At 60.3% G+C, this 21,280-nt stretch carries 16 protein-coding genes; 3 read left to right on the top strand and 13 right to left on the bottom strand.

Annotation, left to right across the window (positions count from 1 at the left end):
* The first annotated feature begins 141 nt into the window (after positions 1 to 141).
* Together DW233_RS08565 and DW233_RS08560 are read left to right on the top strand one after the other, a co-directional pair.
* Positions 142 to 1,479 (top strand): prolyl oligopeptidase family serine peptidase, encoded by a 1,338-nt coding sequence (locus DW233_RS08565; RefSeq protein ID WP_117766220.1) that lies wholly within the window; start codon positions 142 to 144, stop codon positions 1,477 to 1,479.
* Positions 1,480 to 1,741: 262 nt separating this feature from the next.
* Positions 1,742 to 3,253 carry a nucleoside hydrolase-like domain-containing protein gene (locus DW233_RS08560; RefSeq protein WP_117800092.1) on the top strand — a complete coding sequence of 504 codons (1,512 nt, stop codon included), beginning with the start codon at positions 1,742 to 1,744 and terminating at the stop codon, positions 3,251 to 3,253.
* A gap of 302 nt (positions 3,254 to 3,555) precedes the next feature.
* Here the strand turns inward: DW233_RS08560 and DW233_RS08555 are convergent, their stop codons facing one another.
* From DW233_RS08555 to DW233_RS08495, 13 genes are all read right to left on the bottom strand, one after another.
* Positions 3,556 to 4,986, bottom strand: a complete 1,431-nt coding sequence (locus tag DW233_RS08555) for a 6-phospho-beta-glucosidase (protein WP_117800091.1) — start codon at positions 4,984 to 4,986, stop codon at positions 3,556 to 3,558.
* A gap of 344 nt (positions 4,987 to 5,330) precedes the next feature.
* The gene (locus DW233_RS08550) at positions 5,331 to 5,975 is read right to left on the bottom strand and encodes a DUF4867 family protein (RefSeq protein WP_118256323.1); all 645 of its coding nucleotides are present in this window, start codon (positions 5,973 to 5,975) and stop codon (positions 5,331 to 5,333) included.
* 123 nt (positions 5,976 to 6,098) lie between these two features.
* Positions 6,099 to 7,079 (bottom strand): alpha/beta hydrolase, encoded by a 981-nt coding sequence (locus tag DW233_RS08545; RefSeq protein ID WP_117778711.1) that lies wholly within the window; start codon positions 7,077 to 7,079, stop codon positions 6,099 to 6,101.
* A gap of 105 nt (positions 7,080 to 7,184) precedes the next feature.
* Complete coding sequence (locus DW233_RS08540; RefSeq protein WP_158565462.1) at positions 7,185 to 8,555, bottom strand: PTS transporter subunit EIIC; 1,371 nt, start codon at positions 8,553 to 8,555, stop codon at positions 7,185 to 7,187.
* A gap of 68 nt (positions 8,556 to 8,623) precedes the next feature.
* A complete protein-coding gene (locus DW233_RS08535; protein ID WP_117646431.1) occupies positions 8,624 to 9,463 on the bottom strand; it encodes a PRD domain-containing protein in 840 nt (279 codons plus the stop codon).
* Positions 9,464 to 9,665: 202 nt separating this feature from the next.
* Positions 9,666 to 10,154, bottom strand: a complete 489-nt coding sequence (locus DW233_RS08530; RefSeq protein WP_117640520.1) for an S-ribosylhomocysteine lyase — start codon at positions 10,152 to 10,154, stop codon at positions 9,666 to 9,668.
* A gap of 152 nt (positions 10,155 to 10,306) precedes the next feature.
* Positions 10,307 to 11,797, bottom strand: a complete 1,491-nt coding sequence (locus DW233_RS08525) for a glycerol kinase GlpK (protein ID WP_118267765.1) — start codon at positions 11,795 to 11,797, stop codon at positions 10,307 to 10,309.
* Positions 11,798 to 11,971: 174 nt separating this feature from the next.
* Positions 11,972 to 12,910, bottom strand: coding sequence for a transketolase family protein (locus DW233_RS08520; RefSeq protein WP_118256321.1), 939 nt, complete (start codon positions 12,908 to 12,910; stop codon positions 11,972 to 11,974).
* Positions 12,903 to 13,739 carry a transketolase gene (locus tag DW233_RS08515; protein ID WP_199411442.1) on the bottom strand — a complete coding sequence of 279 codons (837 nt, stop codon included), beginning with the start codon at positions 13,737 to 13,739 and terminating at the stop codon, positions 12,903 to 12,905. Before DW233_RS08515 ends, DW233_RS08520 begins: the two co-directional genes overlap by 8 nt.
* A gap of 2 nt (positions 13,740 to 13,741) precedes the next feature.
* Positions 13,742 to 15,142 carry an L-fucose/L-arabinose isomerase family protein gene (locus DW233_RS08510; protein ID WP_118267763.1) on the bottom strand — a complete coding sequence of 467 codons (1,401 nt, stop codon included), beginning with the start codon at positions 15,140 to 15,142 and terminating at the stop codon, positions 13,742 to 13,744.
* 257 nt (positions 15,143 to 15,399) lie between these two features.
* Positions 15,400 to 16,410 (bottom strand): LacI family DNA-binding transcriptional regulator, encoded by a 1,011-nt coding sequence (locus DW233_RS08505; protein ID WP_089573543.1) that lies wholly within the window; start codon positions 16,408 to 16,410, stop codon positions 15,400 to 15,402.
* Positions 16,411 to 16,636: 226 nt separating this feature from the next.
* Positions 16,637 to 17,611: a nucleoside hydrolase gene (locus tag DW233_RS08500; RefSeq protein ID WP_118267761.1), complete on the bottom strand. Its 975-nt coding sequence runs from the start codon at positions 17,609 to 17,611 to the stop codon at positions 16,637 to 16,639.
* Between the two features lie 30 nt (positions 17,612 to 17,641).
* Positions 17,642 to 18,604 carry a ribokinase gene (locus tag DW233_RS08495; RefSeq protein WP_118267759.1) on the bottom strand — a complete coding sequence of 321 codons (963 nt, stop codon included), beginning with the start codon at positions 18,602 to 18,604 and terminating at the stop codon, positions 17,642 to 17,644.
* A gap of 187 nt (positions 18,605 to 18,791) precedes the next feature.
* On the opposite strand from DW233_RS08495, the gene DW233_RS08490 reads away from it, so the two are divergent.
* Positions 18,792 to 21,008 (top strand): acyltransferase family protein, encoded by a 2,217-nt coding sequence (locus DW233_RS08490; protein WP_118267757.1) that lies wholly within the window; start codon positions 18,792 to 18,794, stop codon positions 21,006 to 21,008.
* The last annotated feature ends 272 nt before the right edge of the window (positions 21,009 to 21,280 follow it).

Raw genomic sequence — 21,280 nt, 5'->3', positions numbered from 1 at the left:
ATATGTTTAGTAGTTCATGGCGTGTTAAATTTTGCCGTTTACCGAGTTTATCAGCTTGTTCTGCAATTCTGGATTAAACTAAACATGTTTAGATTGTATTGCCGCTTTTGTTTCCCACTAGCGGCGCAAGGGAGGCAGCTCATGGAACTCAAATTGTGTACCTACGCAACCGTCACCACCTTGGGCGACTTTGGCCCCTGGATCAGCAAGGTCGTACTCGACCTGCCCTGCACCGTGCGCGCCAACGACATCGACGCGAACACCTTCCATATATATGTAGAGCGTCACGAACGCTCGGGCGAAGTTCTGATGCGCAAGGAGCGCGGCGCCGACCATGCCGCGCCCTCCGTGGGTTACATCGACGTTCTCGCCGCATATCCGTGCGACGAAAACGGACGTAAGCTCGCCGTGGGCACCCATGTGGCGCTCGAGGTCGCCGAGCAGCGCCTGACCAAGACCATCGAAGGCGGCGTCATGGGCTCGCGCATGCTCGATGACCAGCTGCGCATCACGCAGCTCGCGGCTCTTCCCGGCAACGACGGCGACGATCCCACCTGCGGCCTGGTCTTCGACACCTGCCGTGGCGATATCTGCCCTGCGCTCAAAGGCTGGAGCAACGACACGCAAAAGACCGCCGTCGACGGTATCGCGCTCGAATACGGCTTCTTTGAGCCCAGCTTTAAGGCCGAGGACTCGGCATGCTTCAACCCCTTTGCGCCCGAGGCCACGGCCGTGCCCCAAAAGGCACCGCTCGTGGTGTATCTGCACGGCGCCGGCGAGGGCAAGGGCGCCACGCAGGGCGAAGGCGCCACGCGCGCCTATATCGGCAACCGCGTGACGGCCATCAGCCAGGCGCAGATCCAGCGCTACTTTGGCGGCTTTGCCTGGGTGCTCGTGCCGCAGTCGCCCACGTTTTGGATGGACAACGGCGTCGAGCAGCTTGGTCACTCCAACCAGAGCATCTACTCCCCCGTGCTCAAGGCACTTATCGATGAGTTTGTCGCCGAGCATGCCGACCGCATCGACACCGACCGCATCGTGGTCGCCGGTCTTTCCAACGGCGGCTTTATGACCCTGCGCCTGTGCGCCGACTACCCCGATTTCTTCGCCGCGGGCCTTCCCTGCTGCGCCCCGTGGTACAACGCCACGGACGAGGACGTAGCCGCGCTCGCCAAGACGCCGCTGTGGTTTACGCACTCCAAGGGCGACGAGCTCGTGTGCCCGCAGCAGACCGTGCTGCCGCTGTTCGCGCGCCTGCGCGATGCCGGCGCCAACGTGCATCTCACCTACTTTAGCCATGTCGAGGACCTGACCGGCGTGTATCGCGAGGCCGACGGCTCGGCCAAGAAGACGTTCAACCACGGCGTGTGGATCCACCAATTCAACGACCTGTGTTATCAAGACTTCGACGGGGGCAACGTACTCATCGACGGCGAGCCGGTGGGCTGCTGGGAGTGGTCGGCCAGGGTCGACCGCTAAGCCCTCCCATCGCGGGGACCGGGGTTTAGTCTTGCAAACGTCCTCGGGCATGCATGGGCTGGCGCTTTGCGCTTCGCGCTGCGCCTGCCCATGCCCCCTGCGGAATGTTTGCAAGACTAAACCCCGGTCTCCGCTGCGTTGACGTTGCTGTGACCCTGGCCGGCCGCTTCTAGCGGGCCGCCGGGTCGGTGGCGATGGGGGCATGGGTCCCGTCTTGCCTTGCGCGTAACTGGCTGAATTGATTTTGATTGGAGCTGTTCCTATGTCCCAGAAGTTGACTCGGGTGATTGTTACCACTGATATGGAAGTCGATGATATGAACTCGCTTGTTCATTTGGCTCTGTATCTCAACTTGCTTGATGTTCAGGCTGTGGTGTATACGGCTTCGCAGTATCACTTTCTTGGGGATGGGGTTCATACGCTCGGCGAGGTGAATTCGCATTGGCGGACCAAAGGGCGGCGCTCTTATGAGTGGGCTGTTGTGCCTCATGAGCCCGATCCGCTAGCCGGCGAGCTTCGTGAGTATCGGCCGTTTCCCGAGCATTGGATTGAGAGTCTCTGGAGTAATGAATATGCCCAGGCTTGGCCGCAGTTGCAAGCAAATGCGGCCGCTGCCGGTGAGCCGCCGTTTCCCACGCCCGCCCAGATGATCGAGCGCACCTTTGTGGGAAATGTTGCCTTTGAGGGTGATGTGACTGAGGAAACTGAGGGGTCTCGCGTAATTGCGCAGGCGATTCTGGATGATGATCCGCGTACGTTATGGTTGCTCAGCTGGGGTGGCATGAATACGATCGTTCGCGCCCTCATGAGTATTGCCGAGCGCTATCGCGCCACGCCCGAGTGGCCCGCCGTACGGCAGCGGGTCTATCAGAAGGTGCGCGTGATGGGCGTTGCCGATGGCGTGGGGCAGGACAACTCGTGGCTCGACCATGGACGCGAGCTCTTTCCCGAGCTCATCTTTTGGCGTACGCCCTATATGTATGGCAACTATTTCGACGCCAAAACAGCTCAGCCCGATACGCTGCCGCTGTTTAAGGCTCCTTGGCCTGAGCGGAATCTCACGCAGGGCAACGGACCCCTCATGGCACGCTATATGCTCTATGGCGATGGTAAGGTCTACGAAAACGAGCCCGAGCGCTTTCAGTTTGGCAAGCATGCCCGTCTGGATTGGGGCCTAGAAGGCAGGCCCGCGGTGCAGTTTGAGCGCGGCGACTTTATGGCCGAAGGCGACAGCATGACCTATATTCCGCTGCTTCCGTTTGGCCTGCGCGGTATCGACGACCGCGACTTCGATACGCTGCTGGGCCGCATGTTTTTTGATGGGCATCCCGATGCGAACGCGCCCGCCGGTTTTGCCTCCATCGGCACGCCCGCAGACGACAATCTCAATCCCTACCTGCGTGCCTATCAGGAAGACTTTGCCGCCCGCGCGCAATGGTGTGCCCATGATCCGGCAGCCTGCTCGCATCCGGCACATGTTGTCGAGGTCACGGCCGACCGCAGCGCCACAGCCGGCGAGCGCGTCGACCTTACAGCGACCATCGTCGACCCCGACGGCAAGGGCTTCGATGTGCATTGGGATGTCGCCGTGGACCCGTCGAGCTATGCAGGCGCCCAGGATCTGTCGCTGTGGCAAGAATGCACGGTAGACACCGCTTTCATCGTGCCCGCCGACGCGCGGCCCGGCGACCGCCTTGTGCTCACCCTTACCGTGCAGACGCGCGCCGAGCGCCCCTGCACCCGCTACGGCCAGGTCGCCATCACCGTCGCGTAGCAGCGACGGCGCTCACACTCAACAAGAAGTGCCCCCAAGTGCCGGCCAAATGACGAGAGTGGATAATCTCCCACTTTGAGCCCCCAAACAGGCCAAAAACGGCAGATTATCCACTCTCACTTTGGGGCACTCATTGGGGACAGACTTAAATGAGTAGTCGTTGGGGACGTTCTTGTTTGACTGGTCATTTAAGTACGTCCCCAATGAGTGCTTTCACTTCTTTTAACAAAACGCCCGGCGGGCATTAACTGCTCGCCGGGCGTTTTGGTTAGGAAACTCTGAAGTTGAGTGTCTCGGCTTCCTTAGGACAGATCCTCACCATTCGTTTCAATGACGTGCTTGTACCAGTCAAAGCTCTTCTTCTTGGAACGCTTGAGGGTGCCGTTGCCCGCGTCGTCGCGGTCGACGTAGATAAAGCCGTAGCGCTTGGACATCTCGCCCGTGCCGGCGCTCACCAGGTCGATCGGGCCCCAGGTGGTGTAGCCCAGCAGGTCAATGCCATCCTCGGTCACTGCATCGCGCATCGCGGCGATGTGCTGGCGCAGGTAGTCGATACGGTAGTCGTCGTTGATGGAGCCATCCTCCTCGACAACATCCTTGGCGCCCAGACCGTTCTCGACCACAAACAGCGGCTTCTGATAGCGGTCGTACAGGTCGTTGAGGGTGATGCGGAAGCCCAGCGGATCGATGGCCCAGCCCCACTGGCTCTCCTGCAGGTAGGGGTTCTTGGCGCCGGCGAAGGCGTTGCCCTGGGTGCGCTCGACATCAGGGTTATCGGCACCGGCGGAACAACGGGTGCTGTAATAGCTAAAGCTGATGAAGTCGACGGTGTTTTCGGCCAGGATCTCGCGGTCCTCGTCAGTCATGCCGACGTCGATGCCCAGACGCTCGAGCTTCTTGACGGCATAAGCCGGGTAGTAGCCGCGGCTCTGGACGTCGACAAAGAAGTAGTTGTCCTGGTTGTCGAGCTGCGCCTGGCGCACATCGCCCGGACGGCAGCTGTAGGGATAGCAGCTGCCCGCGGCGAGCATGCAGCCGATCTTGACCTCGGGGTCGATCTCGTGGGCGATCTTAGTTGCCCAAGCGCTGGCGACGAGCTCGTTGTGGGCGGCCGGGTACTCGACGGCTTCCTTGTTCTCGCCCTCCTCAAAGACCAGGCCGGCACCCATAAACGGCAGGTGCAAGATCATGTTGATCTCGTTGAAGGTGAGCCAGTACTTCACCAGGCCCTTGTAGCGGGTAAAGATCGTGGTCGCGAGGTTCTTATAGAAGTCGATGAGCTTGCGGTTGCGCCAGCCACCGTACTCCTTGATGAGGTGGACGGGGCAGTCGAAGTGCGTGATGGTCACGAGCGGCTCGATGCCGTGCGCCTGGCACTCGCGGAACACGTCCTCGTAGAAGGCCAGGCCGGCCTCGTTGGGCTCGGTCTCGTCGCCATTGGGGAAGATGCGGGTCCAGGCCAAGCTCATGCGGAAGGTCTTAAAGCCCATCTCGGCAAAGAGGGCGATGTCCTCCTTGTAGCGGTGGTAGAAATCGATGCCGGTCTGCGCGGGGTAGTAATAGCCGTCCTCAAAGTCGAGCATCTTGCGCTGGCCGGAGACCACCGCGAAGCGCTCGGGGCCGTGCGGGGCCACATCCACGTTGGCCAGGCCGCGGCCGTCCACGTCGTAGGCGCCCTCGCACTGGTTGGCAGCCGTCGCGCCGCCCCACAGGAAGTCTTTACGGAAAGCCATACATCGATCCTTTCACACGCTGTTTGTCGTAGCTTCAGTATCCCCGTAAGCAGCGCGCTACTCAACGGCAACGACGCAGGCCGACACTTCTTTTCGCACACGGCGGCCCGGCAGCCGCCCCTGCCTGACACTTTCTGATACCGCCGCCCCAAACCACCACAAAGGGGATAGGCACCTTTGTGGTGGTTGGGGGCGGTTTGTCTCGATCTGTAACAGGTAGGCAGCCAAAACCGGGCTTGGTGTTACAGATCGAGATTTTCGGGCAGCCCCCCGCAGTTTGTCTAAATCTGTAACAGGTAGAGACGATTTAGCCCGCTAGATGTTACAAATCGAGACGGAAGATGCTAGTCGCAGGCGATGTCGAGGTTCTTGCCGACGAGGCCCACGTAGCCGCCCTCGGCAGCCTTGGGGCTATCGGCGTGGCAGAGAACCCACTTGTCGGCCTTCCAGTAGCAGTAGCTGTCGCCGGCGGCGGGCATGTCGGCTGCGGCCTCGGGGCGCGGGCCATTGGTGCCCGCCGGCAGCGCCACCATCACCTGGAAGCCGCCGTCGTCGACCATGCAGGGCGTGTAGTGGAGCGTGGTGTTGAAGACTTCGACGACCTTGCCCGCCGGTACGCGGAACGCCTTGACGCACGCGGTGTCGAGCTTGCCGTCCTCGATCTCCCAGCGATGCGCCACGAGCAGGATAAAGTCGCGGGCGCCCAGGTTAAACTCGCTGGCGCGGTGATACTCCAGGCAGTTGAGGCGTGTGTTGTGCCCGTTGCACCAGCCGAGCTGGAAGGAGCGGCCGCCGTACATGAGAAAGCCCAGCTTATCGGCATCCTTGACGCCCTCGAGCTCCGGCGCGCTTGCTACGTACTTGGTGCCCTCGGGAATGGGAGTAGCCGCAAGCGCCTCGACAAGCGGGGCGGTCAGGTTGGACGGCACGTCGTCCCACACGCGACCATAGGATTTGAACTCGGGATCTGATACAGAGTAGATATGCATGTTCGCTCCTGTTCGTTTATGTGACAGTATGAACATTCTAGAACATCATTCATCCACGACCACGATCAATACCGAAAACATTGCATGACGAAATCACCCGCTCAAAAAGCGACATGCAGCTTCCTAGTCGAGATAATCTTTAAGAAACTCAATAACGCTCATACACCAGTAGTCGGTCTCCGGCGCATGGGGCTTCATCAATGCGTGCCCCCCTTCTGAATACATGACTCCCTCATGGTGTACTCCAGCTGCATCCAGAGCATCGACCATCTTTTCATAATTGTCGGGCGATACAATATCATCGTCAGCGCATTGCCAAAGATATGTCGGAGGATACTGCTCCCACACATGCTGATTAATACAGAAATCATCGAGCGAGTCGCGACCAGCCCCGCCGCACACCGAATCAAGAAATCTATTGTCTGATGCGTTCTCAAAGCCACGAAGATCAATCGGTGCATAACACAGGACCAAGGCTTTGGGTGCCTCGCATCCGTAGGACGCAAATCCCTTGTTGTCCGTCCCCCACTCGGCAGTTAAATGCGCACCAGCAGAAAAGCCGATAACTGCATAACTTTTTGCGACATTAAATTTCGCTGAATTCTCGAAGACAAAACGGACAGCTCGATTTAAATCGTCGATTGGACGCGGCATCAAAGGCTCGACCCTCACCCTGTATGACAGCACGAACACGTTATAGCCCGCATCGTTGAGCTCGGGGGCAACGGGAAAGCCTTCCATTTGATGACAAACGCTCTGATAACCTCCGCCCGAAACCGCAATGATAAAGGGAGCCCCGGGTCTCCCGGGAAAGAAGAACAGTTTCGTGTTGCGTCGAGTCGGATCACGGATGCAGTCGGCTTCATCCCATATATCGTAGGCAACTTGCCTCCCGTCATCCACGAGCTCGACAATCCGATTCAATCCACGCAAAACGCGAGTAGTTTCATATGGATTAGCATCAGAATTCATATGAGACACGATGGGTTTATTCCACATGCGCTCCCAAGTTGAAGGCCGGCAAAGCATAAGGTGCTCGCCAAAGCCAGCGAACTCAGGAAGGAGCGCGATTTCGCCAAACGTCATATCGGCTGTAATTGTCATAGCTAGTCACTCCAAAAATGAGGGTGGGCTCGCGTGAATCAACGGCAAGCCCACCACATGCAATCTGCCGCGGGGTTTTCGGCAGCTTACATCCCAAATAATTGTCTACTCCACTACTGCCTCTTCATCAGGGCGATACAGGATGTAAACGAGAACGAAGTTAAGAATTAAACCGACGACATTGCAAAGAATTGCGCCGATGAGGCTGCTCATATCACCAGAAGGATCCATATAACCGGGGAAGCTAAAAATGCCGCTCGACGTCATAACGAACGTACAGGTGTTGAAAATCGCCGGGATAACAGCACTGATTGCTCCGGCGACCATGGAAGCGATAATGATCTTCTTGTGCTCCAAGATGATGCCGTACAGCGCCGGTTCCGTAATCCCGAAAAAGCCCGTAATGGCACAGCTGAACCCAAGACTCTTTTCACTCGGGTCCTTCGAGCGGAGGGCAAACGCCAAACAAGCGCCGACAACACCCATGCTGCAGCAGAGAAGTCCAAGGATAGGATCGGAGCCGACGGTCATAATATTGTTGATGGAAAGCACGATCAGGGCCCAATGGAGTCCAAGGGGGATCATAACGAGACCGAATATCGGCCCGAGAATAACGCCGCAAAGGACGGGGCTGAACTGATAGACCGCCAGCACTGCAGTCGCAAGCAAAGAGCTCGCCTGCTGAATAACGGGGCCGATCACAAGGAGCGAGACGGGGGCGGCAACAGCAACCGTCAGGAACGGGACGAGCGCAAATGCCACAACATCGGGAAGAACCGCCCGCAGCCACTTATTAAGAACGGATGCGAACCAAGCCGCCACGATAGCAGGAAACACCGTGGAGGAATAGCTCACCATTGTGAACTTCATGCCGAGCAAATCCAGCGCATCGCCCGCTCCGGCCGCAGCAACGAAAGTCGGATAAATCAGGATTGCACCGAGTACCGCACCGATATATCGATCGGTTCCAAAGAACTGAGCAGCAGATGATCCGACAAGAACGGGCAGAAAATACATGCAGGCATTTCCCATGCCGTACAGCAGAGTGTATATTCCGCTCTCGGCGGAAACAGCACCCGCCGTCGTCAGAATACTAAGGACGGCGTTTATCATTCCGCATGCGATCAAGGCAGGAAGAACGGGCATCATGATGCCGCTGATGAGCTTCATTAGCTTTCCCAGAAAGCCCTTAGTCTCTCCTTCGCTTGCCTCGGAATCTCCGGCATCAATCCCGGTTTCCTTGGCAACGATTTCATAGACCTTATCGACCTTAGGTCCCACAATCACCTGATATTGCCCCGCGGAATGGCGAATGTCGATCACGCCATCAATCGCCTTGACTTTTGCATCGTCTACGATGCTTTCGTCCTTAAGGTTGAACCTTAAACGAGTCATGCAGTGAGCTACAAATGTAACGTTGTCTGCGCCGCCCACCATCTCGAGAATCTCGGCAGCGAGCTTGGTTGTATCTGCCATAAATACCATTTCTCCCATGTTGAGTTTTATATGTAACCATCAGCAAAGCGCGCGCCTTTGCCAACTAATTACCTTGTTTTCGATGCAATTCGATTGATGTGCATCATGAGGTAGAGTCTTTCTTCGTCTATAAGTTCCCGCCCCGTCAGTCGGCTGAGAACAGAAGCAATATCATCGGCGCACATTGATGCCACCGGATATTCTTTTTTGAGCGAGAGGTACATCTTGCGGTTGTCGCTCACGATGCTTTCGCCAGAGTTCAACCTATTGAATAAGTACTGAAGATGGGTTGCGAACCTTGCGTAATCGAAACCTTCCCGATCAACTTGAATGCCAAGCCGATTTTCAACAGCAACGGTTGACTCCTCCAGAACACGATCGTAGATATCCGCGCTAAACTCTTTAACTACTTCGCATGAGTCCGAATCGGCCATGTTATTGATAAACGCCATGGCAATTCCAACTGCCTCATGAGCTGGAAGCCTAACGTTAAGACGTTTCCTGATTATCTTAAGTGCATACTCGCCGATTCTAAATTCGACGGGATATTGTTGGCGGACATCAAACGATAAAGGCATGCGGACAACGATATTTTGCTCTTTGCGCTTAACCGCATACGCGATATGGTCCGCAAGGATAAACGGCAAATTAGGGCTCACCTCATAAGACAGCAAACCTGTCGACATATCAATAACATCCGAGGTAAGCTCGAGAAGCTCGTCGGGGACCTCGTCAACGAGAGCGATGTAGCGAGAGCTAACGTTATAAAACGTTCGTTGAATCTCCGAAAGAGGGACCTCGTCTCCGACATTCTTAAACCCCAGACCACGGCCGAATGCAACCAACTGTCTGCCATTTCCATCGACGCAGAGGACAGCGCTGGTATTAATTCGTTTAACAATTTCCATGTGTCCCCCCCCCTAAACAGAACAAGGCTCCCGAAGCAGAATCCGACAATCAATGTCGACAGATGCTGCTTCAGGAGCCTTGCCTGAATATCACTCTGAGGACTAGTTTAAGCGAGCTAGTGCTAATGACCTCGAATAAACACTTCTAAACAGTTAAACGGTCGATATCTCCGTGTGAACGGTTTGGAGGCAGAGGGCGGCCCTATGCCTGCTGATAGTGCAGGTGCTTCTCGTCGATATCGGCCAGGTCGCGGTCGAGATAACGACGCGCAAGCCAGTTGGCCATGGGGAGGTTCTGGTCCAGGTAGTTGCCGCACTCCTCGGGAGCAGCGCCGGGGATATCGCCCTCAAAGCCAGCAACAAACTCGAACAGCTCACGCACAAGCGGCAAGATTTCCTCGCTCGTCAGCTCACCAAAAACGACGAGGTAAAAGCCCGTGCGGCAGCCCATGGGCCCAAAGTAGACGATACGGCTCGACCACTCGGCATGGTTGCGAAGGAAGGTGGCGCCCAGATGCTCAATGGTGTGGCACTCGGCCGTGTTCATGACTGGCTCCTTGTTGGGCGTGGTCAGGCGCAGGTCAAAGGTGGTGACGGCGGCGCCGGTCGCCGGATCGCGGTCGATGCGGCTCACATACACGCCGGGCTCAAGCAGCAGATGGTCAACGGAAAAACTTGCAATGCGCTCCATGGCAGTTCCTCTCGGTAGTCAATTTGGGACGGGGCTCTTTTAGCTGGTTCGAATGGTCGCACCAATCATACCAGTCAAAAAAGCCCCGTCCCAAATGAGCTGCCCGGGACGGGGATCAATGAGTTTTTAATCCCCGTCTCAGAATAATCATGCTAGGCGGTGTACGCGATTGTAGATTTCACGGCATGGCGCCAGCCGGCGATCTTTTTGGCTCGCACGTCGGCAGGCATGGCAGGCTCCACGATGTCGCGGGCGCCGTAGACGTCGACGACATCGCGCGTGTACATGCCCAGCGCAATGCCGCAGGCCCAGGCCGCACCCAGGCCGCTCATCTCGTCGTTGCTCGCGATGCGGATGGGCGAGCCAACCAAGTCGCTCTCAAACTGCATCAGGTACGCGTCGCGCGTGGGACCGCCGTCAACACGAAGCTCGGCCAGCGCCGCACCCGAATCCTCGACCATCGCATCGATGACGTCGAAGATCTGATAGGCGATCGACTCATCGGCGGCCTTTACGAACTCCGCACGGCCCGTGGTGCGCGTCATGCCAAAGACGCAGGCCTCGGCATCGCTCGCCCAGTGCGGCGCGCCCAGGCCAGTGAACGCCGGCACAAGGTAGACACGGCTCGCCGGATTGGCGGCGTAGCACAGGTCGGTGACTTCCTCGGGATTGTTGATGAGCTCCAGGTCGTCGCGCAGCCACGTCTTGACGGCGCCGGCGTAGCTCACGTTGCCCTCGAGCACATACTCGGTCACGCCGTCCATACGCCACGCAAGCGAGCTCGAAAGCCCGTGCGAGCTGGCAACGAACTCGACGCCGACGTTCATCATGACCGAGCTGCCGGTGCCATAGGTCGCCTTGGCCATGCCGCGGCTGTGGCAGCCCTGGGCAAACAAGGCGGCATGGCTGTCGCCGAGCACACCGTGAATGGGCACGGGCGCCGGCAAAAAGCCGCCCAGATCCGTCGTGCCGAACATGCCATCGGAGTCGGTCACCTGCGGCAGGCAGGCAGGATCGACGCCAAAGGCCTCACACACCGGCTCACTCCAGCAGCCACGGCGCAGGTCAAAGAGTTGTGTGCGGCTGGCGTTAGACCAGTCGCAGCGGAACTCCGCGCCGCCCGTGAGCGTCCAAACCACCCAGGCATCGATGGTGCCCAGACACAGCTCGCCTGCCGCCGCGGCCTCGGCAGCCGTGGGAACGTTCGCGAGAATCCAAGCCATCTTGCCCGCCGGATAGTAGGGCGAGAGTACCAGACCCGTCGTGTCGCGCACCAGCTCGGCCACACCCTCGCGCGCGGCCAGCTCGTCGCACAGCTCACGGGCGCGGGCGCACTGCCACACCACGGCGTCGCACAGCGGCTCGCCCGTCGTGCGCCTCCAGGCAACGGTGGTCTCGCGCTGATTGGAGATGCCGATGCCGGCGACGTCGGCCGGATCGACCCCGGTCTCCTCCACCACGGCGCGTGCCACGGCCAGCACGTTAGCGGCGATCTCGGCTGGATCATGGCTCACCCAGCCGGCCTCGTTGACAATCTGGCGATGCGGGCGATCGGCACGATGAATCAAATGGCCGCCCTCGTCCACCAGCAGCGCCTTGGTACCCTGCGTGGATTGATCGATTCCGATGATGTATTTGCTCATGTACTCTCCTGTCTCCCCCGTCGATTCAAAAACTAAAACCCGACGGACAAGGAGCGAGCGGTCGTCAAGTGCCGCAGATCGCCGTGAAAGAGGGCCGCCGCGTACTTTGTGTACGCAAGCGACGGTTTGAACGGCAAGGTGCGGTGCTTGGCGGCCGCGCAGCGTCTGTTTCTACTAGTTGCCGAGGAACTCGGCGACCGTCTTGGCGATTCCCTCGCCCGTCAGGCCGTAGTGCGCAAAGACCTCGGGGCTCGTACCGGTGATGGCCGGCGCATCGGGTAGACTCAGGCACTTAACCGGACGCGGGCAATGCTCGCCCACGACCTGCGCGACCATGGAACCCAGGCCGCCGAAGGGGCTGTGCTCCTCGACCGTCACGACGGCACGCGTGGTACCGGCGGCCTCGATCACGGCCTCGGCGTCGAGTGGCTTGACGCAGTACATGTCGAGCACCGTTGCCGAGATTCCCTGCTCGGCCAGCAAATCGGCGGCGTCCACGGCATGGCGGACCATCTCACCGGTGGCGACAAGCGTCACATCGGTGCCGCGACGCACCCAGGTGGCGCGATCCATCTGGAACGGGCACTCGCCCTCGGCGTACACGTCCTCGACCGGGTTGCGCCCCACGCGGATGTAGGCCGGCTTGTTGTCGGCTACCAGGGCGCGCACAAGCTCGGCGGTCTGGAAGCGGTCGCTCGGCAGATACACGCGCATGTTGGGAATCGCGCTCATGGCGGCGATATCCTGCGCGGAGTGGTGGCTCATACCCAGGGCGCCATAGGACACGCCGCCCGAGATGCCGATGAGCTTGACGTTGGTGTTGGAGTACGAGACGTCGACCTTGCACTGCTCATACGAACGCGTGGTCACAAAGGACGCCGGCGAGGCGGCCCAGGCCTTCTTGCCGCACGAGGCCATGCCGGCGGCGATGCTCACCAGGTCCTGCTCGGCAATGCCGACCTCAATGGACTGCTGGGGATACTGATCGAAGAACGGCGTGAGCGATGCGGAGCCGCGGGAGTCGGAGCACAGGACGACGATGTCTTTGTCAGTTGCGGCGGCCTCGAGCAGCGTGTCGCAGATAACCTTGCGGTTGGCGATCTTGTTAGCCATTGATAGCCTCCTTATGGGCAGCGAAATCGGCGATGATCTGGGCATATTCCTCATCGTTGGGCAGATGATGATGCCAGGAGGCCTTGTCCTCCATAACCGGCGAGCCGTAGCCCTTCACCGTGTTGAGGATGATGACCGTGGGCTTACCCTTGGTCTCGGCGGCCAGCGTCAGCGCGGCGTCGATGGCCTGGACGTCGTTGCCCGGAATGGAGAGCACGTTCCAGCCGAAGGCGGCCCAGCGCTCCTCCTGCGAGTCCTGCTTCATAACGTCCTCGGTGCTGCCGCTGATCTGCAGGCGGTTGCGGTCCACGAGCGCGCACAGGTTATCGAGCTGGTAGTTGCCGCCGCTCATAGCGCCCTCCCAGACCGAGCCCTCGGCAAGCTCGCCGTCGCCCATGATGGTGCAGACGCGGTAGTCGCGGCCGTCCATCTTGCCGGCAAGCGCCATGCCCACGGCCACGGGCAGACCGTGACCCAGCGAGCCCGAGTTCATCTCGATGCCCTTGAGCTTGTTGTTGGGGTGACCGATGTAGGGGCTGCCGAACTTGGAGAAGCGGGCCTTGACGTCATCGAGGTCCAGATAGCCCTCGTGGCAGAGCACCGCGTAGTAGGCCTCCATGGCATGACCCTTAGAGAGCACGAAGCGATCGCGGTTGGGATCGTCGACGGTCTCGGGCGAAATGTTGAGATGGTTGGCGTAGAGGGTCATGAGGGCGTCGATCACCGACATGTCGCCGCCGATGTGGCCGCCGGCGCCAGCCATGATGATATCGACGCAATCGCGGCGAAGGTCCCAACGCAGGGACTCAAGCTCTTCGATAGTTGCCATTTCTACTCTCCTCGCAGGTAGGCTTTGACGTCTTCTTCAATCGGGTCGTATAAGTCGGGGGCAATGCCGATGTACTTGCACGCCTCGTAGAGCACCGGCACGACGTTGGCGTGAATGGCGACGCAGTGGTGGATGTAGGGACCCTCGACGATCTTGGCCTCGAGGCGCTTGAGGTTGTCGACCTCGACCCACAGGTAGGTGCCCATGCCGGCCGGGCCGTCGATGCCGCGGGCATTGCCCAGCAGCAGCGAGTACTCGCCGTTGTCGCCGTCAAAACGGGCAAGGGTGAGGTCGCCGTGCTTGGCCTCGGCCGTCAGCGCGCCGGGGTGATCGAACGCCAGCGGGTAGGTGAGCTTGGGCTTGACGGCCGCACAGCTGCAGGGCCAGGGGCCACAGTGCTGCAGCAGCTCGCCGTTCTCGTTGTCGGGATGACGCACGGTCCAGTCGGCGAACATGCCGCGGTGACGGCCCAGATCGGCAGCCTCGACCATCAGCGCGGTGATGGCGCCGTGGATATCTGTCTCGCACACGACGGGGATACCCATCTCGTTAAGGATGGCGTTGGCGGCGCAGGGCATAATGCCCAACTCGTCCTGCAGGGCGTTCCAGCACTGGATGGCACCGGCGTTGCAACCGTACTTCTCGACCAGGCGCTTCATGGCAATGGCAAGTCCTGCGACCGCGGGGACCTTGTCCTCGGGAATGCAGATCTCAAAGCTGTCGTTGATGTGGGCAAGCATGGCGGCCATGGCCTGCTCGTCGGCCTGGGCGTCGCGCACAGCCTGGACAAGCTCGGTCATGGGGATGGGCGAAAGCTGGATGTTGAACTTCTCGAGCAGCTCGCCCTCGTTGCACATGGTCGACCAGAAGTCGAACGGGCGGGTGGCCATCTGCAGGATGCGGGTGTGCTTGAAGGTCTTGACCACGTTGCACACGGCCAAGAAGTCCCAAACGCCGCGCTCGAACTCGGGGTCGGTCAGGCGGCAGTTGGTCATATAGGTGAAGGGAACCTGGAAGCGGCGAAGTACCTTGCCGGTGGCGAACAGGCCGCACTGGCTATCGCGCAGACGGGTGCCGTCGGGCTCGGGGCGCTCGTCGCGCGGACCCCACAGCAGCACGGGCAAGCCGAGCTCGCGGGCAAGGCGGGCGCAGACATACTCGGTACCAAAGTTGGCGTGGCAGAGCATGATGCCGTCGACGCCCTCGGCGCGGAACTTCTCGACGATAGGCGCGATATGGCTGTCGTCGAACAGCAGGCCCTCGTCGTTGATGTCGTCGATATCCACAATCTCGACGCCGATCTCGCGCAGGCGATCAGCCGTAAGGCCGCGATACTTGATCGCGTCCGGCGCGCTAAAGATGCTACGGCGCGTGGGCACAAAACCGAGCTTGATCTTATCCATGTACGTCCTCCCCTAGTCACATGTTCAGTAAACAGACGCATGTTTCGTTTTGTTCTGTTTACTAAATGTTTTACTCTTCTGTTTAGAAGTTTAGCGCGAAATACCCGTAGACGGTAGAGAAATCAGCCTAAACGGTATGTAAACAATCTGAACATACAAGGGAAACAAAAAGAGGACCCCGAAGGACCCTCTTTTGAATAGCGCTATGTTTACTGCCCTAGCGAGCTTTGGCACGCTGCAGGCGATGCCGTCTCCGCCTAGATTTCGCGCACGCTCTGGCGCTCGACAAAATAGGTCGACACAGCCGTTTTGCAGGTATAGCTCTTGGGATTGCGGATGTTGCCCACCAGGCGGCGCACCGCGATCTCACCCACCTCGTGCTTGGGAACATGCACCGTGGTGAGCGGCGGGTTGGAAAAAGCGCCCAGAGATAGGTCGTCAAAGCCGATGATCGAGACATCCTCGGGCACGCGAATGCCGTGCTCGTTGAACGCGCGCATGGCACCCACGGCGAGCACGTCGTTCTCGGCAAAGAAAGCCGTCGGCAGGTCGTCGTGCGAGGCATTGTCGAGCCACGCGCCCATGTCGCGATAAGCGCCCTCGAGCGTGGTGCCCAGCGTGACGCGCCATGCCGGATTGGCCTCGAGGTCCGCATCCTCAAGCGCTTGGCGGTAGCCGCGCTCGCGGTCCTTAAAGTTGCGGATACGAAGGTCGCCCGCCAGATAGCCGATTTGCTTGTGACCTTTCTCGATAAGGTAGTCCACGGCACGCAGCACCGAATCGGTATTGGCAATGACCACGGCATCAAAGTACTGGCGGTCGCTCCAGCCATCGAGCACAATCAGGTGGGCGGCGGCGTTAGCGAACAGGGCGTAGTCCTCCTCGCCCAACTCCGTACCCATTAGTACAATAGCGGCGGCCGGATCGGCAATCAGGCCCTCGACCTGCGGACGCACGGCGTCTAGGTCGCTAAAGTCGAGCGAGACAAAGCTCGTGCTCATGCCGTGGCGACGCGCCTGGCGCTCCACGCCCTCGATGACCGCGGGGTGGAAGGTGCTCTCGTCCAGGATGGCGCCCGTCTTGCGCGCGAGCACAAACTGGATGCTCTCGAGCTGCGTCGACTGCTGATAGCCGAGCGACTGCGCGCACTCCAGGATGACTTTGGCGGTCTCCTCGCTCACGCTGCGCTTGCGGTTGAGCGCGTTGGACACGGTTGCGGGCGAAAAACCGGTGATGCGGCTGATCTCGCGAACACTTGCTTTGGCCATTGTTCCCCCTAGCAACGGTCGTGGCGGAGCATCGTGGCCTGACCGCCCCGTGACTCGACAACTAAACGACCGCAAATTCAATCTAAACAGAATAGTAAATGTTTAATAGCTAGTTTAGCCTGTTGTCAAGCGAAGCGACGCGACTATTCCCCCAACGGGCGTATTTACTCGGTAGCTAAAAAAGCCCGTCCCAAATTGACTACATGGGACGGGGCGTGAAAATCATTTAGCCCAGGACACGAGCCATACGGGCCTTGAACTCGGACAGGAAGCGCGGAGCATCCACGGTCAGTGCCACAAGCGCGCTCTTGTCCGGATCGGACAGGCGGCGCTCATCGCAGATGGTGCGGCCGCGATACTCACCCAGCAAGTCAACACGCAGGTTACAGCCGAGCGCACCCACGAGCGTTGGATCAATCGCCACGGCAACCGCCAGCGGATCATGCAGCGCGCAGCCGCCCAGGTAGGGCGCGTTCATCTCGTACGAGCCAATGTAGTGCTCGACCATGCTCGCAAATGCGCAGCCAGCCATAGTGCCCGAGCCCGTCCAGCCGGCAATGTCGCGGCGTGTGAGCACCGCGCGATGTGTCACGTCCAGACCCACCATGGTGAGCTTACGGCCCGAGCGCAGCACCGCGTCGGCTGCCTCGGGGTCGCTCGCCATATTGGCCTCGGCGCCCGCGCTCACGTTGCCGGGCACGGTAAGGGCGCCGCCCATCACGACCACGCGGCCGATGGACATCATCGCCGCCGCATCGCGCTCCAGGGCGAGCGCCAGATTGGAGAGCGGGCCAGTCGCTACGTAGACCAGATCGGGACCATAAGTGCGCGCGGCATCGATCAAATAATCGACCGCAGCGTTGCCGCCGGCCGAGGTCGCTCCCACCGGCTCGTAGGGCGACGCGGGCACGCTCGCGCCGCCGATGCCGTTCTTGCCGTGAATGAGCGCGGTGGACGCCGGCGGCGTATAGGGCTCAGTCGCCTGCAGAGGACGGTCGGCACCCAGGTACACCGGAACCTCGGGGCGACCCAGCAGATCGAGCACCGCCAGGCAGTTGTGCGCCGACTGCTCGACGCGCACGTTGCCAAAGCACGTGGTGATGCCCACGAGCTCCACCTCGGGGCTCGCGATGGCATAGGCCAGCGCCATCGCATCGTCCACACCCATATCCAGATCAAGGATCAGCTTCTTGATTGCCATTGTTCTACTCCGCTTCTCCGTCTTTATCGTTTAACCAAACCAATGTTCAACTTCGGCGCGCGTGGGAATCGATTGCTGAGCGCCCAGGCGCGACACCGTCACTGCCGAGGCGCGAGCACCCGCGGCCATGCACTCAAAGAGCGGCAAGCCCTCTAGGCGAGCCGCCGCCAACGCGCCGATAAACGTATCGCCGGCGGCCGTGGTATCGACTACCGTGCTCGAAAGTGCCGGCATGCGCAGCAGCTCACCGCCATCGCCGAGCGTAACCGAGCCGGCACCGCCCAACGTGATGACCGCAGCTCCGGCACCCCTAGCGAGCAGGACGTTGAGCGCCGCGACGCAGCTTGCATCGTCCGCGGGCAAGATTCCCGTCAGCACCTGGCACTCGGTCTCGTTGGGACAGACCAGGTCGACCGCAGGCCAGACCTCCGCAGGCAGCTCGCAGGCGGGCGCTGGATTAAAGACCGTATAGAACCCCAGCTCGTGAGCGCAAACAAGCGCCTCGGCCGTCGCCACAAGGCCACATTCGCCCTGGGCGATAAAGACGCTTCCGGCAGCCGGGGCAATCTCGCTGGCGTCGCCGTCGAGCTCATGGGCCACCAGACGCCTCAGCGCGCAGGCAACGTCCGCGCCCGCAAGCGCATGGTTGGCGCCCGGTGACAGTATGATGCGGTTGTCGCCCTCGCAGCGAATGATGGTCGCCGCTCCCGTCTCCACGTCATCGCGATGCACTACAAAGTCACAGTCCACGCCGGCGTCTTGGAGCCCCGTCACGAGCGACGCACCGAACGCGTCGCGACCGACCGCGCCGATCATGCACGTGTGCGCACCCATGCGCGCGGCGGCGACGGCCTGGTTAGCGCCCTTGCCACCGGCGTTGGTGATAAACCCGCTGCCGCCGACGGTCTCGCCCGCGCGCGGCATGCGCTCGCACGCCACCGAAAGGTCCATGTTCATGCTGCCGAACACCGCAACGATGCTGTGATCCGCCATGGAAACCTCCTCGTCTTCAGGCTTTGCGCCCACCGTCGACCAACGATTGTGCACTCTCGCACCCCCTATAACTTTAGTCCACTTTGATGTGGACGCGCGCTTGAGCTTGCGCCAGCAGCAAGCATTCACAGGGGCAGGCAGCTACAATGAATACGTGCTGATTATTCTCGTCATTGGATGATGTTTTATGGAACAATTCTCGCAATCGGGCTCGCGCGGTCGACGCCGCACGGGCAACGAGCCGGCGCCGCACGAACGCGTGAAGGGCGAGCGCCGTGCCAACGAGCCGCGACGCACCGCGAGCCCCCATCGCGCTTCTGCCAACAACGCGGGCCGCGCCAACACTCCCGCCGCGGAGCAGACGCCTGCTCGCCCCAAGTCCCGCTACATCCCTGCGCTCGACGGTCTGCGTACGCTCGCCGTCGTCGCGGTGGTGCTCTATCACCTCAACCTCACGTGGGCTCAGGGCGGCCTGCTCGGCGTCACGATCTTCTTTGTGCTTTCGGGCTATCTGATCACGCGCTTGCTGCTCAACGAAGTCGCCAAGACCGGCCGCATCGACCTTAAGAGCTTCTGGATTCGCCGCATCCGTCGCCTGGTCCCCGCCGTGGTAACGGTAGTGTTCGTGACCTGCGCGCTGTGCACCATCTTTAACCACGTGATGCTCACCAAGATGCGCCCCGACATCCTGCCGTCGCTGCTGTTCTTCAACAACTGGTGGCAGATTGCCCAAAACGTCTCGTACTTCAATGCCCTGGGCGATCCCTCGCCGGTTACGCACTTTTGGTCGCTCGCCATCGAGGAACAGTTCTACCTGGTTTGGCCCCCGCTGCTGCTCGCTATGGTATCCATGCACATGAGCAAGCCCAACACGCGCCGCATGGTTCTGGGACTGGCTGCTGTCTCCGCCATCGCCATGATGGTGCTCTATAACCCCGCCGCCGACCCCAGCCGCGTGTACTACGGCACCGACACCCGCGTCTTCTCGCTGCTGCTGGGCGCCTGGATGGCCTTTATCCCCGATCGCGACCTGGCGCCGGTGTGTCTCGCTCATCGTTTGGGGCTCAATCGCCTGGCTGGCGCCGCCAAGCACGGCAAGAACGCCGAAAGCAAGCATGACGCTACGACCGACGGCGCAGCCGAGACCGTCCCGGCACAGCCGAGCGCCCTCGTGCGCTTTTGGTCCTCGCCCGCATCCATCGATGTGTTGGGCGTCGTGGGTCTGGTTGGCCTTGCCGCCATGGTCGCGCTCACCAACGGCTACACCGCGTTCCAGTATCGCGGCGGCACGCTGTTATGCTCCATCCTCACGCTCATGGTCATCGCGGCCTGCGTGCAGCCCCAGGGAATGGTTGCCCGCGCGCTGTCCGCCGAGCCGCTCGTGTGGGTTGGCAAGCGCTCGTACAGCATCTACCTGTGGCACTATCCGCTACTGTTGCTCATGAACCCGGTCGCCAACATCAACGATACGCCGTGGTGGCAGTACATTTTGCAGGTGTTGTTGGTGGTCGCCGTAGCCGAATGCTCATATCGCTTTATCGAGACGCCGTTTAGAAAGGGTGCCTTTGGGCGCACCGTATCCGAATTCCGCGACGGCACCACCACGCCCGCCAACTGGGTGCGCGCGCATATTCCCGTGTGCGCCACTTGCGGGATTGTGCTTGTTATCGCGCTGGGCGGCCTGATTTTTGTGCCGGAGACCTCCGCACTGAGCGGTGAGGGCGCCGAAGTCCTCAACAAGGAAGCCAAAAACACCGCGCCCGCCGACCAGCAGGCGGCCGACGGCACCGACAAGGACAACGACGGCTTCCCCGACGGATCCTACGACCTGCTGATGATCGGTGACTCCGTGTCGCTGCGCGCCGTTGATTCCTTTGACGGCGTGTTCCCCCACAGTCACATCGATGCCGAAAAGGGCCGCCAGTTTGATGCGGGCCGCGCGACATTTGAGGGCTATCTCCAACAGAACCTTGCCGGCAAGATCGTGGTCTTTGCACTGGGCACCAACGGCTTGGTAACCGACGACCAGATCGACGCCATCATGACCGATGCAGGAGATAAGCGTATTGTGGTGTTTGTGAACACGCGCAGCCCGCAGCCGTGGGTTGGCTCTACCAACCAGGCCATCGCCAACGCTGCTACGCGCTACAAGAACGTGCGCGTTATCGACTGGTACGGATACAGTGCCAATCGCAACGACCTGTTCGATGGCGATGGCACGCACCTGTCGACCACTGGCGTGACTGAGTACCTCAACTTGATCCACGATGCAGTCAAGAAGGACCTGCCCGTGCATCCCGAGGATCACGTCAACGATCCGCAGCCGGCAGCCGTCAAGTCTGCCACCGACGCGCTCGTCAATGCGCTCGCTCTCAAGCCGCACAAGCTGGGCACCGACAAGTAACCTGCAGCGCAAACTTCCCACATCCGGAGGGGGTGCCTGCCACGGCAGGCACCCCCTCCGGCAGTTAGGGACGTTCCTTATATGCCGGCACCCAGGGACACTCCTGACACAGCCGAGGAACGCCCTCCTTGCGACCGAATTCTGGGCGCCTCGCCACCCCGGACGTTGTTTCCAAGCCCACACCCGCAGCAAACAACCCAAAATCACTCTTTTCGAGCCGACTCCAGGTAGCGCGCAGAGATGTGGTGTAAGAGGCGGGGAATGCCCCGCCT

It is taken from the genome of Collinsella sp. AM20-15AC (assembly GCF_003471405.1).
Lineage (GTDB): Bacteria > Actinomycetota > Coriobacteriia > Coriobacteriales > Coriobacteriaceae > Collinsella.
The sequence above is the reverse complement of the archived record's forward strand: the minus strand, read 5'-3'. Positions and strand labels throughout refer to the sequence as shown.